Source organism: Streptomyces sp. NPDC002602 (assembly GCF_042889445.1).
Classification (GTDB): Bacteria; Actinomycetota; Actinomycetes; order Streptomycetales; family Streptomycetaceae; genus Streptomyces.
Genome location: NZ_JBIAQX010000001.1, coordinates 187,031 through 206,790, shown reverse-complemented (window position 1 = coordinate 206,790; position 19,760 = coordinate 187,031). Strand labels below are relative to the sequence as shown.

12 protein-coding genes are annotated in these 19,760 nt (G+C 72.8%); 6 read left to right on the top strand and 6 right to left on the bottom strand.

The window, feature by feature from the left end:
- The first annotated feature begins 447 nt into the window (after window positions 1-447).
- The 4 genes from ACFYW3_RS00770 (at window position 448) to meaB (ending at window position 7,027) form a co-directional block, all read left to right on the top strand.
- Window positions 448-1,908, top strand: coding sequence for an ROK family protein (locus tag ACFYW3_RS00770; protein WP_389385133.1), 1,461 nt, complete (start codon window positions 448-450; stop codon window positions 1,906-1,908).
- A 79-nt stretch (window positions 1,909-1,987) separates the two neighbouring features.
- Window positions 1,988-3,847 carry a methylmalonyl-CoA mutase family protein gene (locus tag ACFYW3_RS00765; RefSeq protein ID WP_389385132.1) on the top strand — a complete coding sequence of 620 codons (1,860 nt, stop codon included), beginning with the start codon at window positions 1,988-1,990 and terminating at the stop codon, window positions 3,845-3,847.
- Window positions 3,844-6,033 carry a methylmalonyl-CoA mutase gene (scpA, locus tag ACFYW3_RS00760; RefSeq protein ID WP_351762367.1) on the top strand — a complete coding sequence of 730 codons (2,190 nt, stop codon included), beginning with the start codon at window positions 3,844-3,846 and terminating at the stop codon, window positions 6,031-6,033. The genes ACFYW3_RS00765 and scpA overlap by 4 nt, the downstream gene beginning before the upstream one ends.
- A gap of 10 nt (window positions 6,034-6,043) precedes the next feature.
- Complete coding sequence (gene meaB / locus ACFYW3_RS00755; RefSeq protein ID WP_351762365.1) at window positions 6,044-7,027, top strand: methylmalonyl Co-A mutase-associated GTPase MeaB; 984 nt, start codon at window positions 6,044-6,046, stop codon at window positions 7,025-7,027.
- Window positions 7,028-7,199: 172 nt separating this feature from the next.
- Here the strand turns inward: meaB and ACFYW3_RS00750 are convergent, their stop codons facing one another.
- Window positions 7,200-8,201, bottom strand: coding sequence for an asparaginase (locus tag ACFYW3_RS00750; RefSeq protein WP_351762362.1), 1,002 nt, complete (start codon window positions 8,199-8,201; stop codon window positions 7,200-7,202).
- Between the two features lie 123 nt (window positions 8,202-8,324).
- Between ACFYW3_RS00750 and ACFYW3_RS00745 the strand changes: the two genes are divergently transcribed.
- Window positions 8,325-8,780: an Lrp/AsnC family transcriptional regulator gene (locus ACFYW3_RS00745; RefSeq protein ID WP_351762359.1), complete on the top strand. Its 456-nt coding sequence runs from the start codon at window positions 8,325-8,327 to the stop codon at window positions 8,778-8,780.
- A 277-nt stretch (window positions 8,781-9,057) separates the two neighbouring features.
- Here ACFYW3_RS00745 and ACFYW3_RS00740 read toward each other — a convergent pair whose 3' ends face one another.
- Window positions 9,058-10,263, bottom strand: coding sequence for an MFS transporter (locus tag ACFYW3_RS00740; protein ID WP_389385131.1), 1,206 nt, complete (start codon window positions 10,261-10,263; stop codon window positions 9,058-9,060).
- Between the two features lie 111 nt (window positions 10,264-10,374).
- On the opposite strand from ACFYW3_RS00740, the gene ACFYW3_RS00735 reads away from it, so the two are divergent.
- A complete protein-coding gene (locus ACFYW3_RS00735) occupies window positions 10,375-11,274 on the top strand; it encodes a LysR family transcriptional regulator (RefSeq protein WP_351762355.1) in 900 nt (299 codons plus the stop codon).
- A gap of 245 nt (window positions 11,275-11,519) precedes the next feature.
- On the opposite strand, the gene ACFYW3_RS00730 is transcribed toward ACFYW3_RS00735, so the two are convergent.
- Genes ACFYW3_RS00730 through ACFYW3_RS00715 form a run of 4 tightly spaced genes read right to left on the bottom strand, consistent with a single transcriptional unit; the run spans window position 11,520 to window position 19,673 of the window.
- Window positions 11,520-12,722 carry a TIGR02679 family protein gene (locus ACFYW3_RS00730; RefSeq protein ID WP_389385130.1) on the bottom strand — a complete coding sequence of 401 codons (1,203 nt, stop codon included), beginning with the start codon at window positions 12,720-12,722 and terminating at the stop codon, window positions 11,520-11,522.
- 32 nt (window positions 12,723-12,754) lie between these two features.
- Window positions 12,755-16,879 (bottom strand): TIGR02680 family protein, encoded by a 4,125-nt coding sequence (locus ACFYW3_RS00725; RefSeq protein ID WP_389385129.1) that lies wholly within the window; start codon window positions 16,877-16,879, stop codon window positions 12,755-12,757.
- On the bottom strand, window positions 16,876-18,114 hold the full coding sequence (locus ACFYW3_RS00720; RefSeq protein WP_351762347.1) for a TIGR02678 family protein: 1,239 nt from the start codon (window positions 18,112-18,114) through the stop codon (window positions 16,876-16,878). The genes ACFYW3_RS00725 and ACFYW3_RS00720 overlap by 4 nt, the downstream gene beginning before the upstream one ends.
- Window positions 18,111-19,673, bottom strand: a complete 1,563-nt coding sequence (locus tag ACFYW3_RS00715; protein WP_389385128.1) for a TIGR02677 family protein — start codon at window positions 19,671-19,673, stop codon at window positions 18,111-18,113. Before ACFYW3_RS00715 ends, ACFYW3_RS00720 begins: the two co-directional genes overlap by 4 nt.
- Window positions 19,674-19,760: the final 87 nt, after the last annotated feature.

Sequence of the window (19,760 nt, the reverse complement as noted above, 5' to 3'; positions counted from 1 at the left end):
GGATTGCCGGACGGAACCGGGAAAGTGGCTCGGCACCCGCGCCTCAAACGCCGGCGAGGCTGAATCAACGGGCCCGAACCGGAAGGGCCACCCGGCGCCGGCGAGGCTGAATTCGCCAGACCCCGACCGAACCGGAAGGGCGGCACCCGAGCGGCGGCTTGCACTCCACGGGGGTCGGACTGTCGGTCGGGGGCGGGGACGGGGTGGGGTGTCGGCCGGGACGTAGAAGTGGGATTTGTGGCGCGCAACCACCGCCCCACAGAACAACCCAACCCAGGGCGCCTAAATCACACAGTCCAGGACGACACCCCACCCCGGCACCGACCACGACCCCCCGCCCGACCCCCACCCCCCAGCCCCGCCGGCGCTTGAGGCCCCCGGCGCAGCCGGGACCCGCAGCCGGGACCCCGACACCCACCACCACCCGGCCGGGACTACGGTCACCCCATGCCCCCCACCCCCGGCGACAGCCGCGCGGCCGCCAACGCCGCCACCGTCCTGCGGACCGTCCTCGCGCACGGCCCCGTCGCCCGCAGCGGCATCTCCGCGCTGAGCGGTCTCAGCCAGGCCGCGGTCTCCCGCCAGACCACCGGCCTGCTCCGCAGCGGCCTGCTGCGCGAGCTCCCGCACCCGAGCGGAACGGGCGGAACGGGCGAGGCAGCCGGGATAGCCGGACCCAGGACGGCCGGACCCGGCACCGCCGGCCGCCCCCGAATCCCACTGGACCTGCACACCGGGGCCGTAGGCGGTCCGCTCGCCGCCGGACTGCACATCGGCGTGCCCGCCTCCAACTTCAGCCTGGTCGACCTCCGCGGCCAGGTGGTGGCCCGCCGCACCCTCCCGCACACGGACGGACCACCGACCTCCGCCCGTCTCGCGACGGAACTGGGCCGCTTCCTCCACGAGCACGGCCACACGACACCCGGCCACACAACGCACGGCCACACCACACCCGGCCACACGACACACGACCACTCCGCGCCCGACCACACGACACCCGGCCACACGACCCACAGCCACACCACACCCGGCCACGCCCCCCACGGCCACACCGGAACCACCACCGAGCCGCCCGCGAAGCCCGCCCACCGCCCCCTCCTGGGCATCGGCGCCGCGCTCGGCGGCTGGATCCGCCCCACCGAGGGAATCGTCGTACGGCACGAGGCACTCGGCTGGCACGACAAGCCGCTCGCGGCCGAGCTGTCGACCGCCCTGGGGCTGCCGGTGCACCTCGACAACCACGCTCGGGCCGTGGCCCGCGCCGAGATGCTGTTCGGGCACCCGTCGGCCCGCCGAAGCATCGTTCACCTGTTCATCGGCAACGTGGTGGACGCCGCGTTCGGCATCGAGGGCACCGTCCACCAGGGCCCCGGTTCGGCCGCGGGCGACGTCGCCCACCTCCCCGTCCCCGGATCGACGGCCCGGTGCGCGTGCGGCCGTACGGGGTGCCTCCAGGCCACCGCGTCCGACACCGCCCTGGGCGCCGAGGCCGTGCGCCTGGGGATCGTTCCCGAGCCGGCCATCGGGCTGATCGTGGACGCGGCCGCCACCGGCGATCCCCGCGCCGACCGGCTGCTGCGCGAGCGGGCGCGTGCGGTGGGGCGGGCCGCGGCCCTGCTGCTGGACGTGTTCAACCCCGCCGTGCTGCTGGTCTCGGAGCTGTCGAGCATCCTGCACGAGGGCTGTCTCGACGAGATCCGCGAGGCGGCGACGGCCCAGTCGCACGTCTGCGACGACCCGACCCGGATCATCGGCCCGCACGCGGGCCCGGCGGTCCTCACCCAGGCGTCGGCGACGGTCCTGCTCGACCCGCTGTTCCAGGATCCCGCCGCCGCGCCCGCCCTCGCCGCCGCCACCGCGCCCACCGGCCCGCCCGACATCGCCCCCCATACCCCTACTCGCGGGTAACTCACCCGCTGACCTGCGAGTGCGAGATCACATCCGGCGGTTCTGGTCTCGGTTGAGCGACCCCCCTAGCATTCGAGCCATGACGGTCCTGCCTGACGACGGGCTCTCCCTGGCCGCCGAGTTTCCTGACGCGACACATGAGCAGTGGCAGCGCCTGGTTGAAGGCGTACTGCGCAAGTCGGGCAAGGAAGCCTCCGGCGAGGCAGCTGAAGACGCGTTGTCCACCACGCTTGAGGACGGGCTCCGCACCCGCCCCCTGTACACCGCACGCCCCGACGCGGAGGACACCGGCTTCCCCGGGTTCGCCCCCTTCGTCCGAGGCGGCACGCCCGAGGGCACCAGCGCGTCGGGCTGGGACGTACGCCAGCGGCTCGCCGGCAGCGACCCCGTTCGGGTGAACGAGGCGGCCCTGGCGGACCTGGAGAACGGCACCACCTCCCTCTGGCTCACCCTGGGCCCCACCGGGCTCCCGGTCGACGGTCTCGCCCGCGCCCTGGAGGGCGTCTACCTCGACCTCGCCCCGATCACGCTCGACGCGGGCGCCGCGTACGCCGACGCCGCCCGCGCGCTGCTGGGTCTGTACGCCGACCGCGGGGTGGCCCCCGAGGCCGCCCGCGCCTCGCTCGGCGTCGACCCGCTGGGGCACGAGGCCCGTACGGGTGAACCGCTCGACCTCGCCGAGGCCGCCGCGCTCGCCCGGGAAACGGCCGCCGACTGGCCCCACGTACGCGCCCTGGTCGCCGACGCCCTGCCCTACCACGAGGCGGGCGGCAGCGCCGCCGAGGAGCTGGGCCTGTCCCTGGCCACCGGCGTCGCCTACCTCCGCGCCCTCACGGACGCGGGCGTGAGCACCGAAGAGGCCTTCGGGCAGTTGGAGTTCCGCTACGCGGCCACCGCCGACCAGTTCCTCACCATCGCCAAGCTGCGCGCCGCCCGCCGGCTCTGGGCCCGGATCGGCGAGGCCTGCGGGGCCCCGGAGGCCGCCGCGCAGCGTCAACACGCCGTCACCTCACCGGTGATGATGACCCGGCGCGACCCGTGGGTGAACATGCTGCGCACCACCGTCGCCTGCATGGCGGCCGGCGTGGCCGGCGCGGACTCCGTCACCGTGCTCCCCTTCGACCACGACCTGGGCCTGCCCGACGCGTTCGCGCGCCGCATCGCCCGCAACACCTCCACGATCCTGCTGGAGGAGTCGCACCTGGCCCGGGTGATCGACCCGGCCGGCGGCTCCTACTACGTCGAGCAACTCACGACCGAACTCGCCGCAGCCGCCTGGGAGTTCTTCCGGACGGTGGAGAAGGCGGGCGGCCTGCCCCAGGCCCTGCGTTCCGGCCTGGTCGCCGAACGCCTCGCGGCCACCTGGGCCGAGCGTTCCAAGAAGCTCGCCAAGCGCCGCGAACCGATCACCGGCGTCAGCGAGTTCCCGAACCTGTCGGAGAAGCCCCTCGTGCGCGAACCCGCGCCCGGGCAACCGACCGGCGGACTGCCCCGCGTCCGGCGCGACGAGGCGTACGAGGCCCTGCGCGCCCGCGGTGACGCGCACCTCGCGGCGACCGGGGCCCGGCCTCGGATCTTCCTGGCGGCCCTGGGGCCGGCGGCCGCGCACACCGGCCGCGCCACCTTCGCCTCGAACCTCTTCCAGGCGGGCGGCGTCGAGCCGGTGCACGACCCCGTGTCGGTGACCCCGGAGACGGCCGCCGCCGCCTACGCCGCGAGCGGCGCGGACGGCATGGCGGTGCTGTGCTCCAGCGACGCGTTGTACGAGGAGCAGGCCGAGGCGGTGGCCGCGGCCCTGCGCTCGGCCGGCGCCACGACCGTGTTCCTCGCCGGCAAGCCCGGTACCGCCGGGCAGGCCGTGGACGAGTACGTCTTCGCCGGCTGCGACGCGGTCGCCGTACTGTCCTCCGTACTCGACCGGATGGGAGTGGCCCCGTGAGCGGCATCCCCGACTTCTCCGAACTCGCGCTGAACGGCGACGCGACGGCCGGTGTCTCCGAGGGGCAGTGGCGCGCCGCCGTCAAGGAGTCCACCGGCAGCGGTGCCTCCGACCTGCTGTGGGAGACCCCCGAGGGCATCGGCGTCAAGCCGCTGTACACCGGGCGGGACCTGGAGGGCCTGGACTTCCTGCGGACGTACCCGGGTGTGGCCCCGTACCTGCGCGGCCCGTACCCGACGATGTACGTCAACCAGCCCTGGACGATCCGGCAGTACGCCGGTTTCTCCACGGCCGAGGAGTCCAACGCCTTCTACCGGCGCAACCTCGCGGCCGGCCAGAAGGGTCTGTCGATCGCCTTCGACCTGCCCACGCACCGCGGCTACGACAGCGACCACCCGCGCGTGACGGGCGACGTCGGCATGGCGGGCGTGGCCATCGACTCGATCTACGACATGCGGCAGTTGTTCGACGGGATCCCGTTGGACAGGATGACGGTGTCGATGACGATGAACGGCGCCGTGCTGCCGGTCCTCGCGCTGTACATCGTGGCGGCGGAGGAGCAGGGCGTCTCCCCCGACAAGCTCGCCGGGACCATCCAGAACGACATCCTCAAAGAGTTCATGGTCCGCAACACCTACATCTATCCGCCGAAGCCCTCGATGCGGATCATCTCCGACATCTTCGCCTTCACCTCGCAGAAGATGCCCCGGTACAACTCCATCTCGATCTCCGGCTACCACATCCAGGAAGCGGGGGCGACGGCCGACCTGGAGTTGGCGTACACCCTCGCGGACGGCGTGGAGTACCTGCGCGCCGGGCAGGCCGTGGGGCTGGACGTGGACGCGTTCGCGCCCCGACTGTCCTTCTTCTGGGCCATCGGGATGAACTTCTTCATGGAGGTCGCGAAGCTGCGCGCGGCCCGCCTGCTGTGGGCGCGCCTGGTCAAGCAGTTCGACCCGAAGAACGCCAAGTCGCTGTCGCTGCGCACCCACTCGCAGACCTCCGGTTGGTCGCTGACGGCCCAGGACGTCTTCAACAACGTCACGCGCACCTGTATCGAGGCGATGGCGGCGACCCAGGGGCACACCCAGTCGTTGCACACCAACGCCCTCGACGAGGCCCTCGCCCTGCCGACGGACTTCTCGGCGCGCATCGCCCGCAACACCCAGCTGCTGCTCCAGCAGGAGTCGGGGACCTGCCGGTCGATCGACCCGTGGGGCGGCAGCGCGTACGTCGAGAAGCTGACGTACGACCTCGCGCGGCGGGCCTGGCAGCACATAGAGGAGGTCGAGGCGGCCGGCGGCATGGCCCAGGCCATCGACGCGGGCATCCCCAAGCTGCGCGTGGAGGAGGCCGCGGCCCGTACGCAGGCGCGGATCGACTCCGGCCGGCAGCCGGTGATCGGCGTGAACAAGTACCGCGTGGAGACCGACGAGCAGATCGACGTCCTCAAGGTCGACAACTCGTCCGTGCGCGCGCAGCAGATCGCCAAGCTGCGGAGACTGCGCGAGGAGCGCGACGAGGCGGTCACCCAGGACACCCTGCGGGCGCTGACGAACGCGGCGGGCAGCGGCGAGGGCAACCTGTTGGCCCTCGCGGTCGACGCGGCCCGCGCCAAGGCGACCGTGGGTGAGATCTCGGACGCCCTGGAGAAGGTCTACGGGCGGCACGCGAGCCAGATCCGTACCATTTCGGGTGTGTACCGCATGGAAGCAGGCGAGTCCCCGTCCGTGGAGCGCACCCGTGCGCTCGTCGACCGGTTCGAGGAGGCGGAGGGCCGTCGTCCGCGCATCCTGGTGGCCAAGATGGGCCAGGACGGGCACGACCGCGGCCAGAAGGTGATCGCCACCGCCTTCGCCGACCTGGGCTTCGACGTGGACGTCGGCCCGCTGTTCCAGACCCCGGCGGAGGTGGCCCGCCAGGCCGTCGAGGCGGACGTCCACGTGGTGGGCGTGTCGTCGCTGGCGGCCGGTCACCTGACCCTCGTACCGGCGCTGCGCGAGCAGTTGGCGGCGGAGGGACGCGAGGACATCATGATCGTGGTGGGCGGGGTGATCCCGCCCGCGGACGTGCCGACGCTGCTGGAGATGGGTGCCACGGCGGTCTTCCCGCCGGGCACCGTGATCCCGGACGCGGCCCACGACCTGGTGACGCGGCTGGCCGCGGATCTCGGGCACGAGCTGTAGGCGGGCGTCGATGCCGAAGATCGACATCGAGGCATACGCGAAAGGGGTCCTCGACGGGAAGCGCGCGTTCGTCGCGCGCGCCATCACGCTCGTCGAGTCCACCCTGCCCGCCCACCGGGCGTTGGCCCAGCAGCTCCTGACGGAGTTGCTCCCGCACTCGGGGCGCGCGCGCCGGATCGGCATCAGCGGCGTCCCGGGGGTCGGCAAGTCCACCTTCATCGACGCGTTCGGCACGATGCTCACGGCACTGGGCCACCGGGTGGCGGTCCTGGCCGTGGACCCCTCCTCCACCCGCACGGGCGGCTCCATCCTCGGCGACAAGACCCGGATGGAACGCCTCGCGGTGGACCCGGCGGCCTTCGTCCGCCCCTCCCCCTCGGCGGGCACCTTGGGCGGGGTCGCCAAGGCCACCCGCGAGTCGATGATCGTGATGGAGGCGGCGGGCTACGACGTGGTCCTCGTCGAGACGGTCGGTGTCGGGCAGTCGGAGACGACCGTGGCCCGCATGGTCGACTCCTTCCTCCTGCTCTCGCTGGCCCGTACGGGCGACCAGCTCCAGGGCATCAAGAAGGGCGTCCTGGAACTGGCCGACGTGCTGGCCGTGAACAAGGCCGACGGCCCGCACGAACGCGAGGCGAAGGCGGCGGCGCGCGAACTGGCGGGCGCGCTGCGGCTGATGCACCCGACGGACGCGGCCTGGACCCCGCCGGTCCTGACGTGCAGCGCACGGGAGTCGGCGGGTCTGGACGAGATCTGGAACCGCCTGGAGCAGCATCGCCGGCTGCTGGAGGCGGGCGGCCGGCTCGCCGCGAAGCGGGCCGACCAGCAGGTCGAGTGGACCTGGTCGATGGTGCGCGAGGAGCTGCTGGAGCGGTTGCGCGCCGACCCGGCCGTACGCGACCTCGCACCCGCGCTGGAGGCCTCGGTACGGGAGGGCACCCTGACGCCGACCCTGGCGGCGGACCGGATCCTGAAGGCCTTCCACGCCTCCTGACGAGCCCGGATCCGGCGGGACGCGGCACGTCCGACGAACACGGCGCGTACGACGAACACAGGGCTCATGGCGAAGGGCGGGCCGGGGATTCCCGTGCCCGCCCCGCCCGCGTGTGAAGGCCAGGCCTGGTGCGAAGGCCAGGCTCGCGTGAAGGCCAAGCCTCGTGCGAAGGTCAGGCCTCGACCAGCACCGGCCCGCCGGAGGCCAGGGCGTCGCGCAGGACCCCTACCCGCTCGCCGGGCTCGACGTCCGCGAGCAGCGCGGACAGCACGGCGATGCGCACCTGACCCGCGCGCAGCGTCCCGGAGGGGACGGCCCCGGCGGCGACCAGGTCCACCGCCCCGCCGTGCGTGTAGATCTCCGTGACCGGTCCGGCGGCGACGCGTGTGGTCAGGGCGACCAGCACGCCCCGCTCGACGGCGTCCCGTACCGCGTCGACGATCTCGGGCGTGGCGTTGCCGGCCCCGGTGCCGACGAGGACGATGCCGCGCGCGCCCGCCTCGACGGCGGCGTTCAGGAGCACCGGGTCGCCGTCGGCGTGGTGCATCACCATGTCCACGCGGGGCGGCAGTTCCGGCATGGAGGGCAGGGCGAGCGGTGTCGGCCGCTGCGGAGTGCGCAGCATGGTGACCTTGCCGAAGCCGATCTTCCCGAGCAGTTCCTTCGAGGGGTCGGCGAACGCGTCCAAGGCGACGGCCTGGGTCTTCACGGTCCCGCGCGCGGCGTGCACCCGCCCGGCGAAGGTGATCAGGACGCCGAGCCCGCGCGTGGCGGCGGCGGTGAGCAGCGCGTCGTACAGGTTGCCCGGCCCGTCGCCGTCCGCGGAGCCCATGGGTAGTTGCGAGCCGGTGAACACGACGGTGCGCGGGTCGTGGTGGTGGAGGTCGACGAGGAAGGCCGACTCCTCCAGGGTGTCGGTGCCGTGGGTGACGACGACGCCGTCGACGTCGGGGTCGGCGAGGACCTCGTGGACCGTGCGGAGCAGGGTCAGCTGGTGGGCGGTGGTGAGCCGGGGGCTGTTGACGCTGAACAGGTCCACCACCTCGACGGTGATCCCCTCGGGCAGCGGCGCGGTGGCCATCACCTCGCTGCCGTCGGCGTCGGCCGCGAAGCCGGACCCCTGCCAGCGGCTGGCTATCGTTCCGCCGGTGCTGATGACGACGATGCGTCCCATGCCCGCCCTTCCCTCACGCCTGATCGCACACAATTCCGATAAAGGCAATGATAGTAAGATCTACGCGCAATGAGATTGCCACTTTCAGCGCTGGCGTAACATGCGGTGGTGGATGATTGCGTCATGGACGCCATCGATCGCGAAATCTTGCGCGAGCTTCAACAGGACGGCCGCCTCAGCAACCAGGAGCTGGCCCAGCGCGTCGGCCTGACCCCCTCCCCCTGCATGCGCCGGGTACGCCAACTGGAACAGGACGGGGTGATCCAGGGCTACCGCGCGGTGATCGACCCTGAGGCGGTGGGCCGCGGCTTCGAGGTGCTGGTCTCGGTCGAGGTGCGGCGCGACCGCGAGGCGGTCGAGGCCTTCGAGGCGGCCCTGCAGGACATCCCCGACGTCATCGAGGCCTACCGCCTGTTCGGCAGCCCGGGCTGCCTGCTGCGCATCGCCGTCGCAGACCTGCGCGCCTACGAGCGCCTGTGGATCGAACAGCTCACCGCGCTGTCCGGGATCACCGAGGTCAACTCCCAGATCATCATGAAGCGCGTCAAGGACCACACGGGCCTGCCGGTGGACCTGTGACCCGTGACCGGTGACCGCGGGCCCCGACCGGCGCGCGGCCCCGGCGCGGCCGCGCGCGGTCGGCGGCGGAACAGCACGGTGTCGCCTGCCACGGTCACCATCCGCCGGTCGTGCCCAGGCGCCCGGCCCCACCGCCCGCCCCGTACCGACTCCCCGCCACGGGCGACGGGGAGCGGGGGGGGACGGCCGGACCCGGGGGTTGGGCACCGGAACGTCTCGGGACGAAGGGTCGGGCCAGTCGACTCGGAGTCAGGGCAGTCGCCCCGGACCGCCCCGCTCAGAGCCGGCCGCTGTCGGGGGCCCTGCCCAGGGCCGTGACCAGCAGGGCGCCGGCCGCGAGCGCGCCGCCCAGCCACATCACCGCGCTGACCCCGCCACCGTCCGCCGCGAGCCCGCCGACCAGCGCGCCCAGCGCGATCGCCCCGTTGAACACGCCCACGAACAGCGAGGACGCGGCCTCCCGCGCGTCGGGCGCGGCGGCCAGCAGCCAGGTCTGGGTACTCACGGACACGCCGCCGTAGGACAGACCCCACACCGCGAGCAACACACCGGCCGTCAGCACCGAACCGCCCAGCACCGGCACCAGGGCGACCGTCGCCGCCAGGACCACGCTGATCACGAGCAGGGTGGCGCGCGGGGAGCGCCCGGCGCCGGCGCCCGCGGCGAAATTGCCGACGACGCCCGCGACTCCGTACACGAGGAGCAGCGTGCCGACCAGCCCCGCGCTCGCGCCGGAGACCTCCTCCAGCACGGGCCGTACGTACGTGTAGGCGGCGAAGTGGCCGGTCACCAGCAGGGCCACCACGATCAGCCCGGTCCGTACCGGCGGCCGGCCGAACAGCCGCATCAGCCCGCCCAGCCGGACCTCCTGCTCCGCGGGGAGCCGCGGCAGCAGCAGCGCGAGCGCCACCAGGACCACCAGGGCCAGGGCCGCGATCACCACGAACGCCGTCCGCCAGTCGGCCAGTTCACCGATGTACGTGCCCGCGGGGACGCCGAGCACGGACGCCACCGCGATACCGCTGAAGACCAGCGAGGTCGCGGGACCGACCGACTTCGGCGGCACCAGCCGTACCGCCAGACCCGCCGCGATCGACCAGACACCGCCCATCCCGATGCCGACGAGCACCCGCGCCACCACCATCACCGCGAAGTTCGGGGCCCAGGCCGCGATCAGGTTGCCCGCCGTCAACACCACCATCAACGCGCACAACACGATCCGCCGGTCGAACCGACCCGACAACGGGGTCAACAGCGGCGCGGACAGAGCGCCGACGAGCCCGGTGATGGTCAGCGTCAACCCGGCGGTGCCCTCGGTCACCCGCAGCGCGTCCCCGATGGGCGTCAGCAGGCCCACGGGCAGCATCTCGGACGTCACCACGGTGAAGGTCGCGCTCGCGACCGCCACGACGCCCGCCCAACCGCGGGCCGCCGAGCGCTCCGACACCCCGGCGGTGTCCGCAATTTCCTCAGTCTGTGCCATGCCCTCAGCCAACCCGCCGCGACCTGCGGGAACAACGGCCGATCCCTCATCCTTCGATGAGCGGGACCAATCGATCGGCCGCCGAGCGGCGGCAGTGTGGAAAGGAACACCATGAGCGGTGTGGAGATACGCGAGCTGGAGGTGTTCCTCGCCCTCGCACAGGAGTTGCACTTCGGACGGGCGGGCGAGCGCCTGTACGTCTCACAGAGCCGGGTCAGCCAACTGCTGCGCTCGCTGGAGAGCCGCATCGGCGCCCCGCTCGTCGAACGCACCAGCCGCCGGGTCGGCCTGACCCCCCTGGGCGAACGCTTCCTGGCCGAACTCCGACCCGCCTACGACGCCCTGCGCGCCACCGTGGACGACGCCCGCGCCGCCGCCCGCGGCATGGGCGGCACGCTGCGCATCGGCTTCCAGGGCACCGTCGACGACCACCTCGGCCAGGCCATCGCCCGCTTCGGCGACCGCTACCCCGACTGCGCGATCGACATCGTCGAGATCCCGCTCTCCGACCCGTTCGGACCGCTGCGCCGCCAAGAGGTCGACTGCGCGGTGGTCCTGCTCCCCGTCTCCGAGGACGACCTCGTCCTCGGCCCCGCCTTCTCCCGCCAACCGCAGACCCTCGCGGTCTCCGTCCGCCACCCCTTCGCCGCCCGCGACACCCTGTCCGCCGAGGAACTGGCCGACTGCCGACTCATCGGCATCGACGGCAACGCCCCCGCGTACTGGCGCCGGGCCCAGGCTCCCGACCGCACCCCGGGCGGCCTCCCCGTCCCCGCCGGCCCCAGCGTCAACACCCTCCAAGAGGGCCTCAGCCTGACCGCCGCCGACCGCGGCGCGATGCTCCTGTGCCGCTCCACCGCCGACTACCACGGCGGCCGCGACTCCCTGACCTTCGTCCCCGTCCAAGGCCTCCCCGACTCCGAACTCGGCCTGGTCCGCCCCCGCACCCGCCCGTCCCCCCCATCAGAAGCCTTCGCCGAAGCCCTGACGGAAATCACGAGCACCCCCTGACCGCCGAGCGGCGCCCCGCAAGAACCGTCTCCCGCCGGGCGCCGCCTTCGACCACTCCCCCGTCAGGCGCCCTTCGCCACCGGCTCCAGGACCGCCACGCACTCCACGTGGTGGGTCATCGGGACGGTGTGAAGGAGGCATGCGATCAACAAGACTTTTGGTCAGCGGCCCACAGGCGGCTCCGGTGGGGTGGCCGGGCGTCAGACCAGCGTCACGGCCCGGGTGCCGGAGCGCCATCTGCCCCGCTATCGAGCCAGGTCGGACAGCAGTGCGTCGAGAACTGTCTCCTCCTCGATGCGGACGCCCAGCTCCTCAAGCGCGTCGGGCAGACACGGGTCCCAGGGGGCTTCGGCCGGTCGTCCGGTGAGGGGCAGGCCACCCGGGTGGGTGAGTGCCGCGGCGCGGTAGTCGGCCGTCGTGTAGCGCCAGGGCAGCCACGGGACCCGGCGCAGCAGCGCAGCGGCGATGCGCAGGCCGCCCCAGTCGAAGTCACCGTGATAGTGCAGCGTGGTTCCGCCTTGGTGCAGGTGACGCATGAGGGTGATGGCCGCTACCGAAGGCTGTCCCTGGAGGCAAATCAACGGGGCGGAGTCGGCACCGTGGACGTCGGCCGCCGCCGCGAGCACGGTCGGGTTCTCGCAGATCCGGACCGACGCGGCGCAGATGGCAAGCGGATTGCGGATGAGTTGCCGCAGGGTCAGGACGGTTGGTTCGCCCGCGTCGGCCGCCCAGTCCAGAACGGGAGTGCCGCGCAGGTTCAGGGTGAGGACGGTCGAGGACAGCTCGTCTCGCAGCAGCCCGGCCGATGCCCAGGCCTCCCGGCGCCATTCGGCGCCCGCGCCATCGGGGAAGCCGGTCAGCGCTCGTATTCCGGCCAGGGTGACGGTTGCCCGGGGGGTGTCGTCGTCAAGAGCGTGGGCAGCGCCCAGAACCCGGGCCGCGAAAGCGGGGAGCGAGACGGGTGGGTCGGCAGGGAGGGCACGCAGGACGGTGACGACCTCGCCGAGGAGGCTGTGCGCGGCGGCAGGTGTGCCCACGAGGCGTCGCAACAGACCATCACCGCGCATACGAACGGTCCACGGGGCGAGGGCCGGGATCTCGTTCGCCATGGCGTCCAGAGGGGCGTACGCCTCCTGCCAGGCCCGGGCATCGGCTTCCTTCGCGCTGTCGAGCGCAACGACCGGCCCGGTGAGGGCCGTGACAGCAGCAGCAAGGCCATGCGGGCTCACGCCGGAACGGCGCAGCACGGCGTCCACGTCGTCGAGCCGGACAGTCAGGGACCGGCCACTGCCCGGGGAGCGGCCGAGCAACCGTTCGGCCGCTGCCCGCTGCTCCTCGGTAGGCGCGCTGAGGGAGACCGGGCCCGTGAGCGACTGCTCGCGCTCCAGGCGCCGACGCACCCGGTCGACCAGCCAGCTCAGGCCGGGGTCGCCCAGTAGGCGACGCAAGCGGGCACTGTCGACGGATACATCATCGAGCCTCAGGTCCACAACGGCTCCGGTCCGGCCGCATCCGCCTGCGTGCCCGCAGGCACGTCCGTCAACCGCACGGGGTCCTCGCCGCGCCGCCGCCTCGTGCCGTCCCATTCCCAGCGGGTGACGAGTACCGCCGCCACCTCGTCGATCCGCGACAACTGGGCGATCGCGACACCGGGCACCTGCGGGTAGCAGGCCCACTCGCGTTCGCTGGTCATCACCACGTCCAGATCGAACGCGTGGAGCAGTCCGAGGCACTTGGCGCGCGAGTCGTCGTCCACCCCTGCGAACGCCTCGTCGAGGGTGACCAGACGCGGCGCGTACGGACTGGCCGCGCTCGCGTAGTGCGAGGAGGCCGCGGCGAACAGCGGCACGGACACCGCGAGTACCCGCTCGCCGCCCGAGGCCGGGCCAGTGGCGGGGACCCAGCGGCCGTGCTGGTGCCGCTCGACCCCGAACTCGTGCCAGGCCCGGTAGTCGAGCGCGGCGGTGAGGTGTTCGAGCCAGCTGCCGGAGGTGTCGTCCGTCTGCTGCCTGGCGATCTGCGTTTGCAGGAACTCGCCCACGGCCGTCCGGTCCTCCGCGGTCCAGGCATCGGCGGACTGGCGCAGTCGCTCACGGGCCGGAATGAGCCCGGACGGGGCCCTGCGAGAGGCCCGCCAGACGAGCCTCAGCTTCATGCCGGTGGAGGTGGGCCGGTGCTCCAGTTCGGCATTCATGTCACGCACCTGTCGTTCGGCGGCCCCGATGAGTTCCTGGAGGGTGCCCGCCACCTCGGTGATCAGGTGGGTTTCGAGGATCTCCCGTTCGTGGGACGAAAGGATGCGGGTGAGTTCGCCGACCTCGGTGCCGAGCGCCTCGGCCAGTTCCGGTACGGCGCGTTCCCTGCCTTGGTAGACGATGTCGACGACCATGCCGTCCTCGACCATCCGGGCGGAGGCGGTGTGTCCGTGCCGGGACAGGGTGTCCTGCAGGGTCTTGAGTTCCTCGCTCAGTCGGCGCTGTACGCGTTCCCAGGCAGCGTCCGAGTCGTCGACCGCGGACAGGGCCGACTCGATCGCGCGGGCGAGCACGATCGCCGGGGTGGCCGCCCAGGGGCCATCGTCCGCGGCCGGCACGGGGAGTTCCGGCACGGCAACGGCGATCAGGCCGGTGGCGGTGAACCGCTGGAGCCCGGCGATCGCCTCCGCACGTGCCTCGGACGCGCCCGCCAGGCCCTTCTCCAACTGCTCGATGCGGCCTTCCGCCCTACTCGCGTCCCGGTCCGCCTCGGCGTGTTGCTTACGGCTGAGCCGCTGATCCGCGTCGCAGACGCGCAGAGCCTCGGCCGTCTCGGTGAGTCGTCGTTCGAGTTCGGCGACGGCTGCTCCGACGGTGGAGCGCAGTGTGGTGTGGCGCTCGTCCGCCGCGGCCGCCTCGCGCCCCGCCTCCTCGGTGCGCAGCGTGAGTTCGGTGGTCCGCTCCTGTGCCTGCCCGGCTTCGGCCCGTTCGTCCTCGGCCTGGCGGGCCGCCTCTGCGCGTTCGCGCAGGGTCGGCCACAGGGCGGCCAAGGCCACGGCGAGGGAGTCATGGGCCCGGCGCACTTCGGCCAGTCCGACCCGGTCGTCGGGCAGCCCCAGTTCGGCAGCGGTCACGGCGAGATCTGTCGCAGTTGCTTCGGCCCGCTCGGCCGCCTCCAGGAGGTCGGTGGCCCGCTCCTCACACCGCACGCGGGTCCGACGCACCGAATCGACGGCAGCGGCCACTTGGGCGTGCGCCCGGGCGAGGGGGCTCTCGTCGGGCACACGGGACAGCTCGGCGTCGATGGTGCGGCGCCGCGCGGCCACGTTCTCGGACTGCGCCCCGACGTCATCGGACTCCTGCTGGAGCAGATCGAGTTCACCCCGCAGGACGGCGATACGAGCCCTCCGCGCAGCCTCTCGCGCTCCCTCACCGACGTACTCGGCAGCGGGTTTGGCCCAACGGCCCGTAAGCGTGCCGACACGGAAGGACCCGTCCGTCCCCGTCCAGGTGCCTGCTCCGCCGTCTCCTCCCGCGCCGATGGCGTCGAGCAGCCGTGCCACCGTGGCCTCGCCCACCGTCGCCGCACGGGCGTCGCCCGCGTCCACCGCCGGACGCAGCAGTGCGCCGAGCGAGGTTCCGGTCACCGGCCCGGTCGTCGGGGAGAGAAGTACCTCGTGCCCCTCTGCGGTGAGGGCCGATCCGTCGGGCAGCACCCACGCATCCAGCAGTCCGGACGCTTCGAGCGCCGCTTCCAGTCCGGCGCGCTCCTGGCCCGTGAGTTGCTCCCGGAAATCCACCAGTCGCCACAGCGGTGCTCCGGGCAGCCGGTCCCGCAGACCCGGGGTGCGGGTGGGCGGGGGCTGGGGACCGCGTCGGCCGCCCGCCTCCAAACCGGTCAGCTCCTGCCGGACCCGGGCCGTGCGCGCCGCCAGGTCCGCTGTCCTGCGTGCCGCTTCGGCTGCCTGATCGGCCAGCAGTGCCGATGTCTCGCCGTGGGCCCGTACCGCCCGTGTGCGGGCCGGGTAGGGCCCGTCGAGGTGCCCCGTCCACTCCTGGAGTTCGTCGAGCAGGCCGGTCAGGTCGGGGTAGGTCAGTTCGGTGCAGGCGCGGGCGTGTTCCCGTACGTCGTCCAGCAGGGCCTGCCCTGCCCGTACGGCGGTTTCCTCCGCCAGGCCGTGCGCCGCAGTGGTCTGGTCGAGATCGGCATTCGCCTCGTCGAGGCGGACGGATGCCCGGCGCCGGCCCTCGGCGGCGCGCTCGGCCCTTTCCGCGAGGTCCTCCGCGTGGGCGAGCGCACGCTCGGCCCGGTCCTTCGCCTCCCCGGCCATCCGTCGCAGTTCGGACTCCGCCGGCCCGTTGTCCGCGGGCAGGTCGATCCGTGCGACAGCGGCCGCCTCCCGTGCTTGAGCGAGTGTGCTCTCGGCCAGTCGGCCGGCGGCCTGCAGCCGGTTCTCGGCGGCCCCGAGCCGCCCGAGGGCCCGGGTGTGCAGCGCTGCGGCCTGGTCCCGGTCGTCCCGGGCACGACCCAGGGCCTGCTCCGCACGTTCCACCGTCTTGGCCGCTTGCTCCAGCTCCCGGGCGCTGCGCATCTCGGGGCCCTCGCGCAAGGCCGCGTCCTGGGCTCGCAGGCGGGCCTCGGCCTCCTCCAGGACCGAGATCCGTTCCTCGGCAGCCGCCCTGTCCTCCTGGGCACGTGTCTGTTGGACCTGCGCCTCGGCGAGGTCCCGCTGCAGGTGCTCGTAGCGGGAGTGCTCGACGCGCGGGAGACGCGCACGCCGCCGGGTGGCGATGCGGGCGTAGCGCCGGTAGTGGTCCAGGAAGGCGGTGGCGGCCCGCTCGGCGGCGGAGGCCGCGGCCAGTTCCTCCTTCTCCTCGTCCAGGGACCGGAAGGCCTCGGCCACGTCGGCGATGACCGCCTGGTCCATGGGTGGTAGCGCCTCCGTGAGGGCCCGGGACAAGGCCGCCTCGTTGGGGCGCTTGGACAGCTGCGGCTGACGCAGCTGGATGAGCAGGTCCACCAGTGCGCCGTACCGCTGCTCGCCGAGTCCGAAGAGTGCCTCGTCGACGGCCCTGCGGTAGGTCTTCGCCTGGTCGTAGACCAGGCCGTACCCGGCGACGGCCTCGGCGAGCCGGTCCCGGGACAGGGCTGTGCCGGTGGCGTCGAGCAGGCGGAGTGACGTCTCGGCAGCGGCCTCCTGACCGTGGTCGACCCGCTGACTGGTGAGTGCGTACCAATGGCGTGCGATGCCCCGCCCGCTGACTGCCTTGAGTCCGCAGAGCAGCGTACGGAAGTGCTGCTCACCGCTCGTCTCGTCCCGCCTGCCGAACTCGATCCAGGTGTAGCCGAGCCGCTCGGAGTGCGGATGCTCCCCGCCGAGAAGGAGGTTCCACTCCATCCGCTTGCCCGGGTCGCCGTCGGGTTCGACGCGGCGCGAGCTGAGGTCCCCGTCGAGCAGGAAGGGCAGGGTCAGGGCGAGCACCTTGGACTTGCCGGTCCCATTGTTGCCCCGCAGGAGCAGCCGCCCGTCCCGGAAGTGGAACTCCTCGACGTCGTAGTGGAAGAGGTCGACGAGGCCGATGCGCATCGGCTGCCAACGGGAGCGCAGGGGGGTGGGGAGGCGGGTCACGGCTTGCGGGCCTTTCGCTGCGCGGGCATACGTGCGTTACCTGGTTCGAGTACGACGGTCTCACCGACCGCGTACCGGGCGAGGGCCGGCCGTGGGGCCACACCGTGGGCCGTACGGGAGACCAGCCCGAGGGCGGCGAGCCGGGCGACGGCCTGTTCCACGAGTTCGGCCTCCATTCCGGGCTCCCGCGCGGACTTGGCCCAGAACCCTCCGTGTTCGGCGGCGAGTTCGCGGACTCTGAGCGCCAGTCGGTCGGTGGTGACGGGGTCGCCCGCCGCGGCCAGGTGCTCGGCGAGCAGCAGGGTGACGTGACCGTGGGTGCCCTGTTCGGGCATCCGGACGTCGGTGAGGTCATCGTCGGGGTCGACCATGGCGATGCCCTCGGCGCGCACCTCGGGGACCAGTCCGGTCAGCTCGGTGATGCGGGCGGTGAGGAAGCCTCGCTGGCGGGTGAGGTAGCCGAGCTCGGCGTCGGTCAGCTCGTCGTAATAGAGCACGGGGTCGTCCAGCAGTCTGCGGGTCAGTGAGCGCCGCATCGCGCGGAAGCGCAGTTCATCGCTGTCGAGAGCGGTCTCGGCCACGAGTTCGGCCAGCCGGTCCCCGAGGGCCCGCGCGTGCACGGTGGAGGGTCCGCGGCGCGCGGCGAGCAGCCCGGCGAGCACGCGCCGTTCCACGTCGTACAGGACGTCGCCGGCTCCGCTGACGTACGCGTCCTCGTCACCGGCCACGCGCCGCAGCACGCCGAGGCCGAGCAGAAGCCGTACGACGGCGGCGAGGTCGAGGCGCTCGTCACGGCGGTCCAGGGTGAACTGGATGCCTGCTCGAACGAGGTGAGGGTCGGCGGCGTCGAGGACGACCTGGTCGGCGAGGCGGCCGAGCGCGATCTGGGCCTCGCCGCGTTCGAGGGCGGCGAGGGCGAGACAGAGAAGGACGTAGCGCCGCCGCGAGAACGGGGCGGCCGCGCGGGTCGCCTCGCGCGCGGGGTGCGTCGGGTCGCTGAGCACTCCCGGTATCTTCCGCAGACGGGCGGCCTCGGCATCCGTCTGAAGCGACCATCCGGTATTGCGGTCGAACCATTCGCGCAGCTCGGAGGCGTGTCGGCGGACGAGACGGAACTCGTCGGCGTACCGGCCGTGGGCCAGCAGGAGGGGCTGCTTGAGCAGGGCGCGGGCCGCCTTGCGGAGGTCGGCGGCGTGCTGGCCGTCGAGCACCTCGGCGAGCGGAGTGCTGTTCATCGGTCGCCGGCTCCGTCCGTCAGATCGATGATCTCGATGAGGTGGTCGGGACCGCTGAAGACGCCGCCCGGCGTTCGGATCTCCGCCGTGCCGCCGTCGGCCAGCGCGGTGAGCCGGATCTCCATGGAGCCGTCGTTGCTGGTGGCAGCGGTGTGGCGCATACCGGGCCGCCAGGTGGCCAGCGCGTCGCCGAGAAGTTGGAGGAAGAGCCCGAAGGAGGCGGGATCGAGTTCACCGATTCCGGAGAGCCGGGTGATTCCGTCGGTGACGAGCCGGGCGCGCGCCGCCGCGGTTTCGGCGGCCTGCTTGGCGGCCACCTCGGCGAGTCCGCGCCGCCGCTCCTCCCGGTCCTCGACCTTGCGGGGTTTGCCGCGCCGCTCGTAGCTGCCGGTGCGCCGCAACTGGGGGCTGATCCGCAGCGGCTCGGCCTCGGCCCACGGCGTGGATGCGGGCACGGGCCGTGCCGCACGGGTGGCCAGCGTCTCGGCGTCGACGGTGAGGTGGCGGGCGGGGTACAGCCCGAAGGCGGTGCGCCACAGCCGGTGGCGGGCGTCGTCGTCGGGGGCCTCGGCGAACCAGCGTGCCAGGGTACGGAAGTCGGCGGACCGGTCGGAGCGCCCGGCCCTGCGCTCGTTCAGTGCCCGTACGACGGCCAGCAACTGCGGAATCGCGCCGAGCGCCCGGCCACGCAGCAGCCGGGCCTGCGACTCGCGCCCGTCCCGGCTGATGAACCAGGCCGCGAGGCCGGCCCAGCGCCCCTCCCACCGTTCGTACGCCTCCTTCTCCGCGTGCTCGGCCTCCTCCGGCGAGGCATCGGCCGCCTCACGGGCCGCGGCGGCCCGCAGCAGCGGCCCGATGCTCCCTGCGTCTTCCAGCTCCAGGATCAGACGGGCGATCCGGCCGCCGAGGGTGATGAGATCCTGGATGAACCGTTCCAGGTACTGGATGAGCCGGTCCTTGTAGGCGAGGAAGACCTCCTCTTCCACATCATGGAGGTCGATGGTCCGCTGCAAGGACCCCATGAAAGCGCGGGCGTTGTCGGCGAGCGCGGCGAACCGGCTCGCGAGCGCGTCAAGCGCCAGATGCGCTTTGGCCGGATCTGCCTGTTCCTCGGCTGCCAGCACGAGCAGGGCCCGTAGCTGGGTCACGATGTCGTGCAGGGCGACGGCCTGCAGCGCGCCGCGCCGCCCGAGCGCCTCGTCATAGACGCCGAGCGCCTCCTCGGCGGCTTCCCCGGCCCGGGTGAGCTGGTAGATGAAACGCTTCCGATAGAAGTCCTCGACTGCGGTGACCCGCGCGGTATCGGGATCGGCGCGCAGATTCCCCCAGCCGACGAGGCTGTCCAGCGCCTTCACCACGGCATCGAGCTCGCAAGACCGCGCCTCGGCCGGCAGGGCGGCGTGCACGTCCTCCGGACGCAGATGGACGGCGAACCGCTCCTTGGCGACGACGAACGCCCGCATCACCTGCCGGTAGAGGCCGGTGTTCTGCACGGTCAGGTGGGCGAAGGGGCTGTAGCCGTCCGGTCGTGGGTCCGGGCCGGTGGTCGTGACGCTCATCGCGGTCATTGTCCCGCAATGACCGGAGCGGCCGACGGGGACGAAAGCACTTGGCTGATTCACGATGCAGTCTGCGACCTCCCGGCC

Coding starts and splice junctions, on each gene's coding strand:
- ACFYW3_RS00770 (WP_389385133.1), top strand. CDS start 448: ATGCCCCCCACCCCCGGCGACAGCCGCGCGGCCGCCAACGCCGCCACC.
- ACFYW3_RS00765 (WP_389385132.1), top strand. CDS start 1,988: ATGACGGTCCTGCCTGACGACGGGCTCTCCCTGGCCGCCGAGTTTCCT.
- meaB (WP_351762365.1), top strand. CDS start 6,044: ATGCCGAAGATCGACATCGAGGCATACGCGAAAGGGGTCCTCGACGGG.
- ACFYW3_RS00750 (WP_351762362.1), bottom strand. CDS start 8,201: ATGGGACGCATCGTCGTCATCAGCACCGGCGGAACGATAGCCAGCCGC.
- ACFYW3_RS00745 (WP_351762359.1), top strand. CDS start 8,325: ATGGACGCCATCGATCGCGAAATCTTGCGCGAGCTTCAACAGGACGGC.
- ACFYW3_RS00740 (WP_389385131.1), bottom strand. CDS start 10,263: ATGGCACAGACTGAGGAAATTGCGGACACCGCCGGGGTGTCGGAGCGC.
- ACFYW3_RS00735 (WP_351762355.1), top strand. CDS start 10,375: ATGAGCGGTGTGGAGATACGCGAGCTGGAGGTGTTCCTCGCCCTCGCA.
- ACFYW3_RS00720 (WP_351762347.1), bottom strand. CDS start 18,114: ATGAACAGCACTCCGCTCGCCGAGGTGCTCGACGGCCAGCACGCCGCC.
- ACFYW3_RS00715 (WP_389385128.1), bottom strand. CDS start 19,673: ATGAGCGTCACGACCACCGGCCCGGACCCACGACCGGACGGCTACAGC.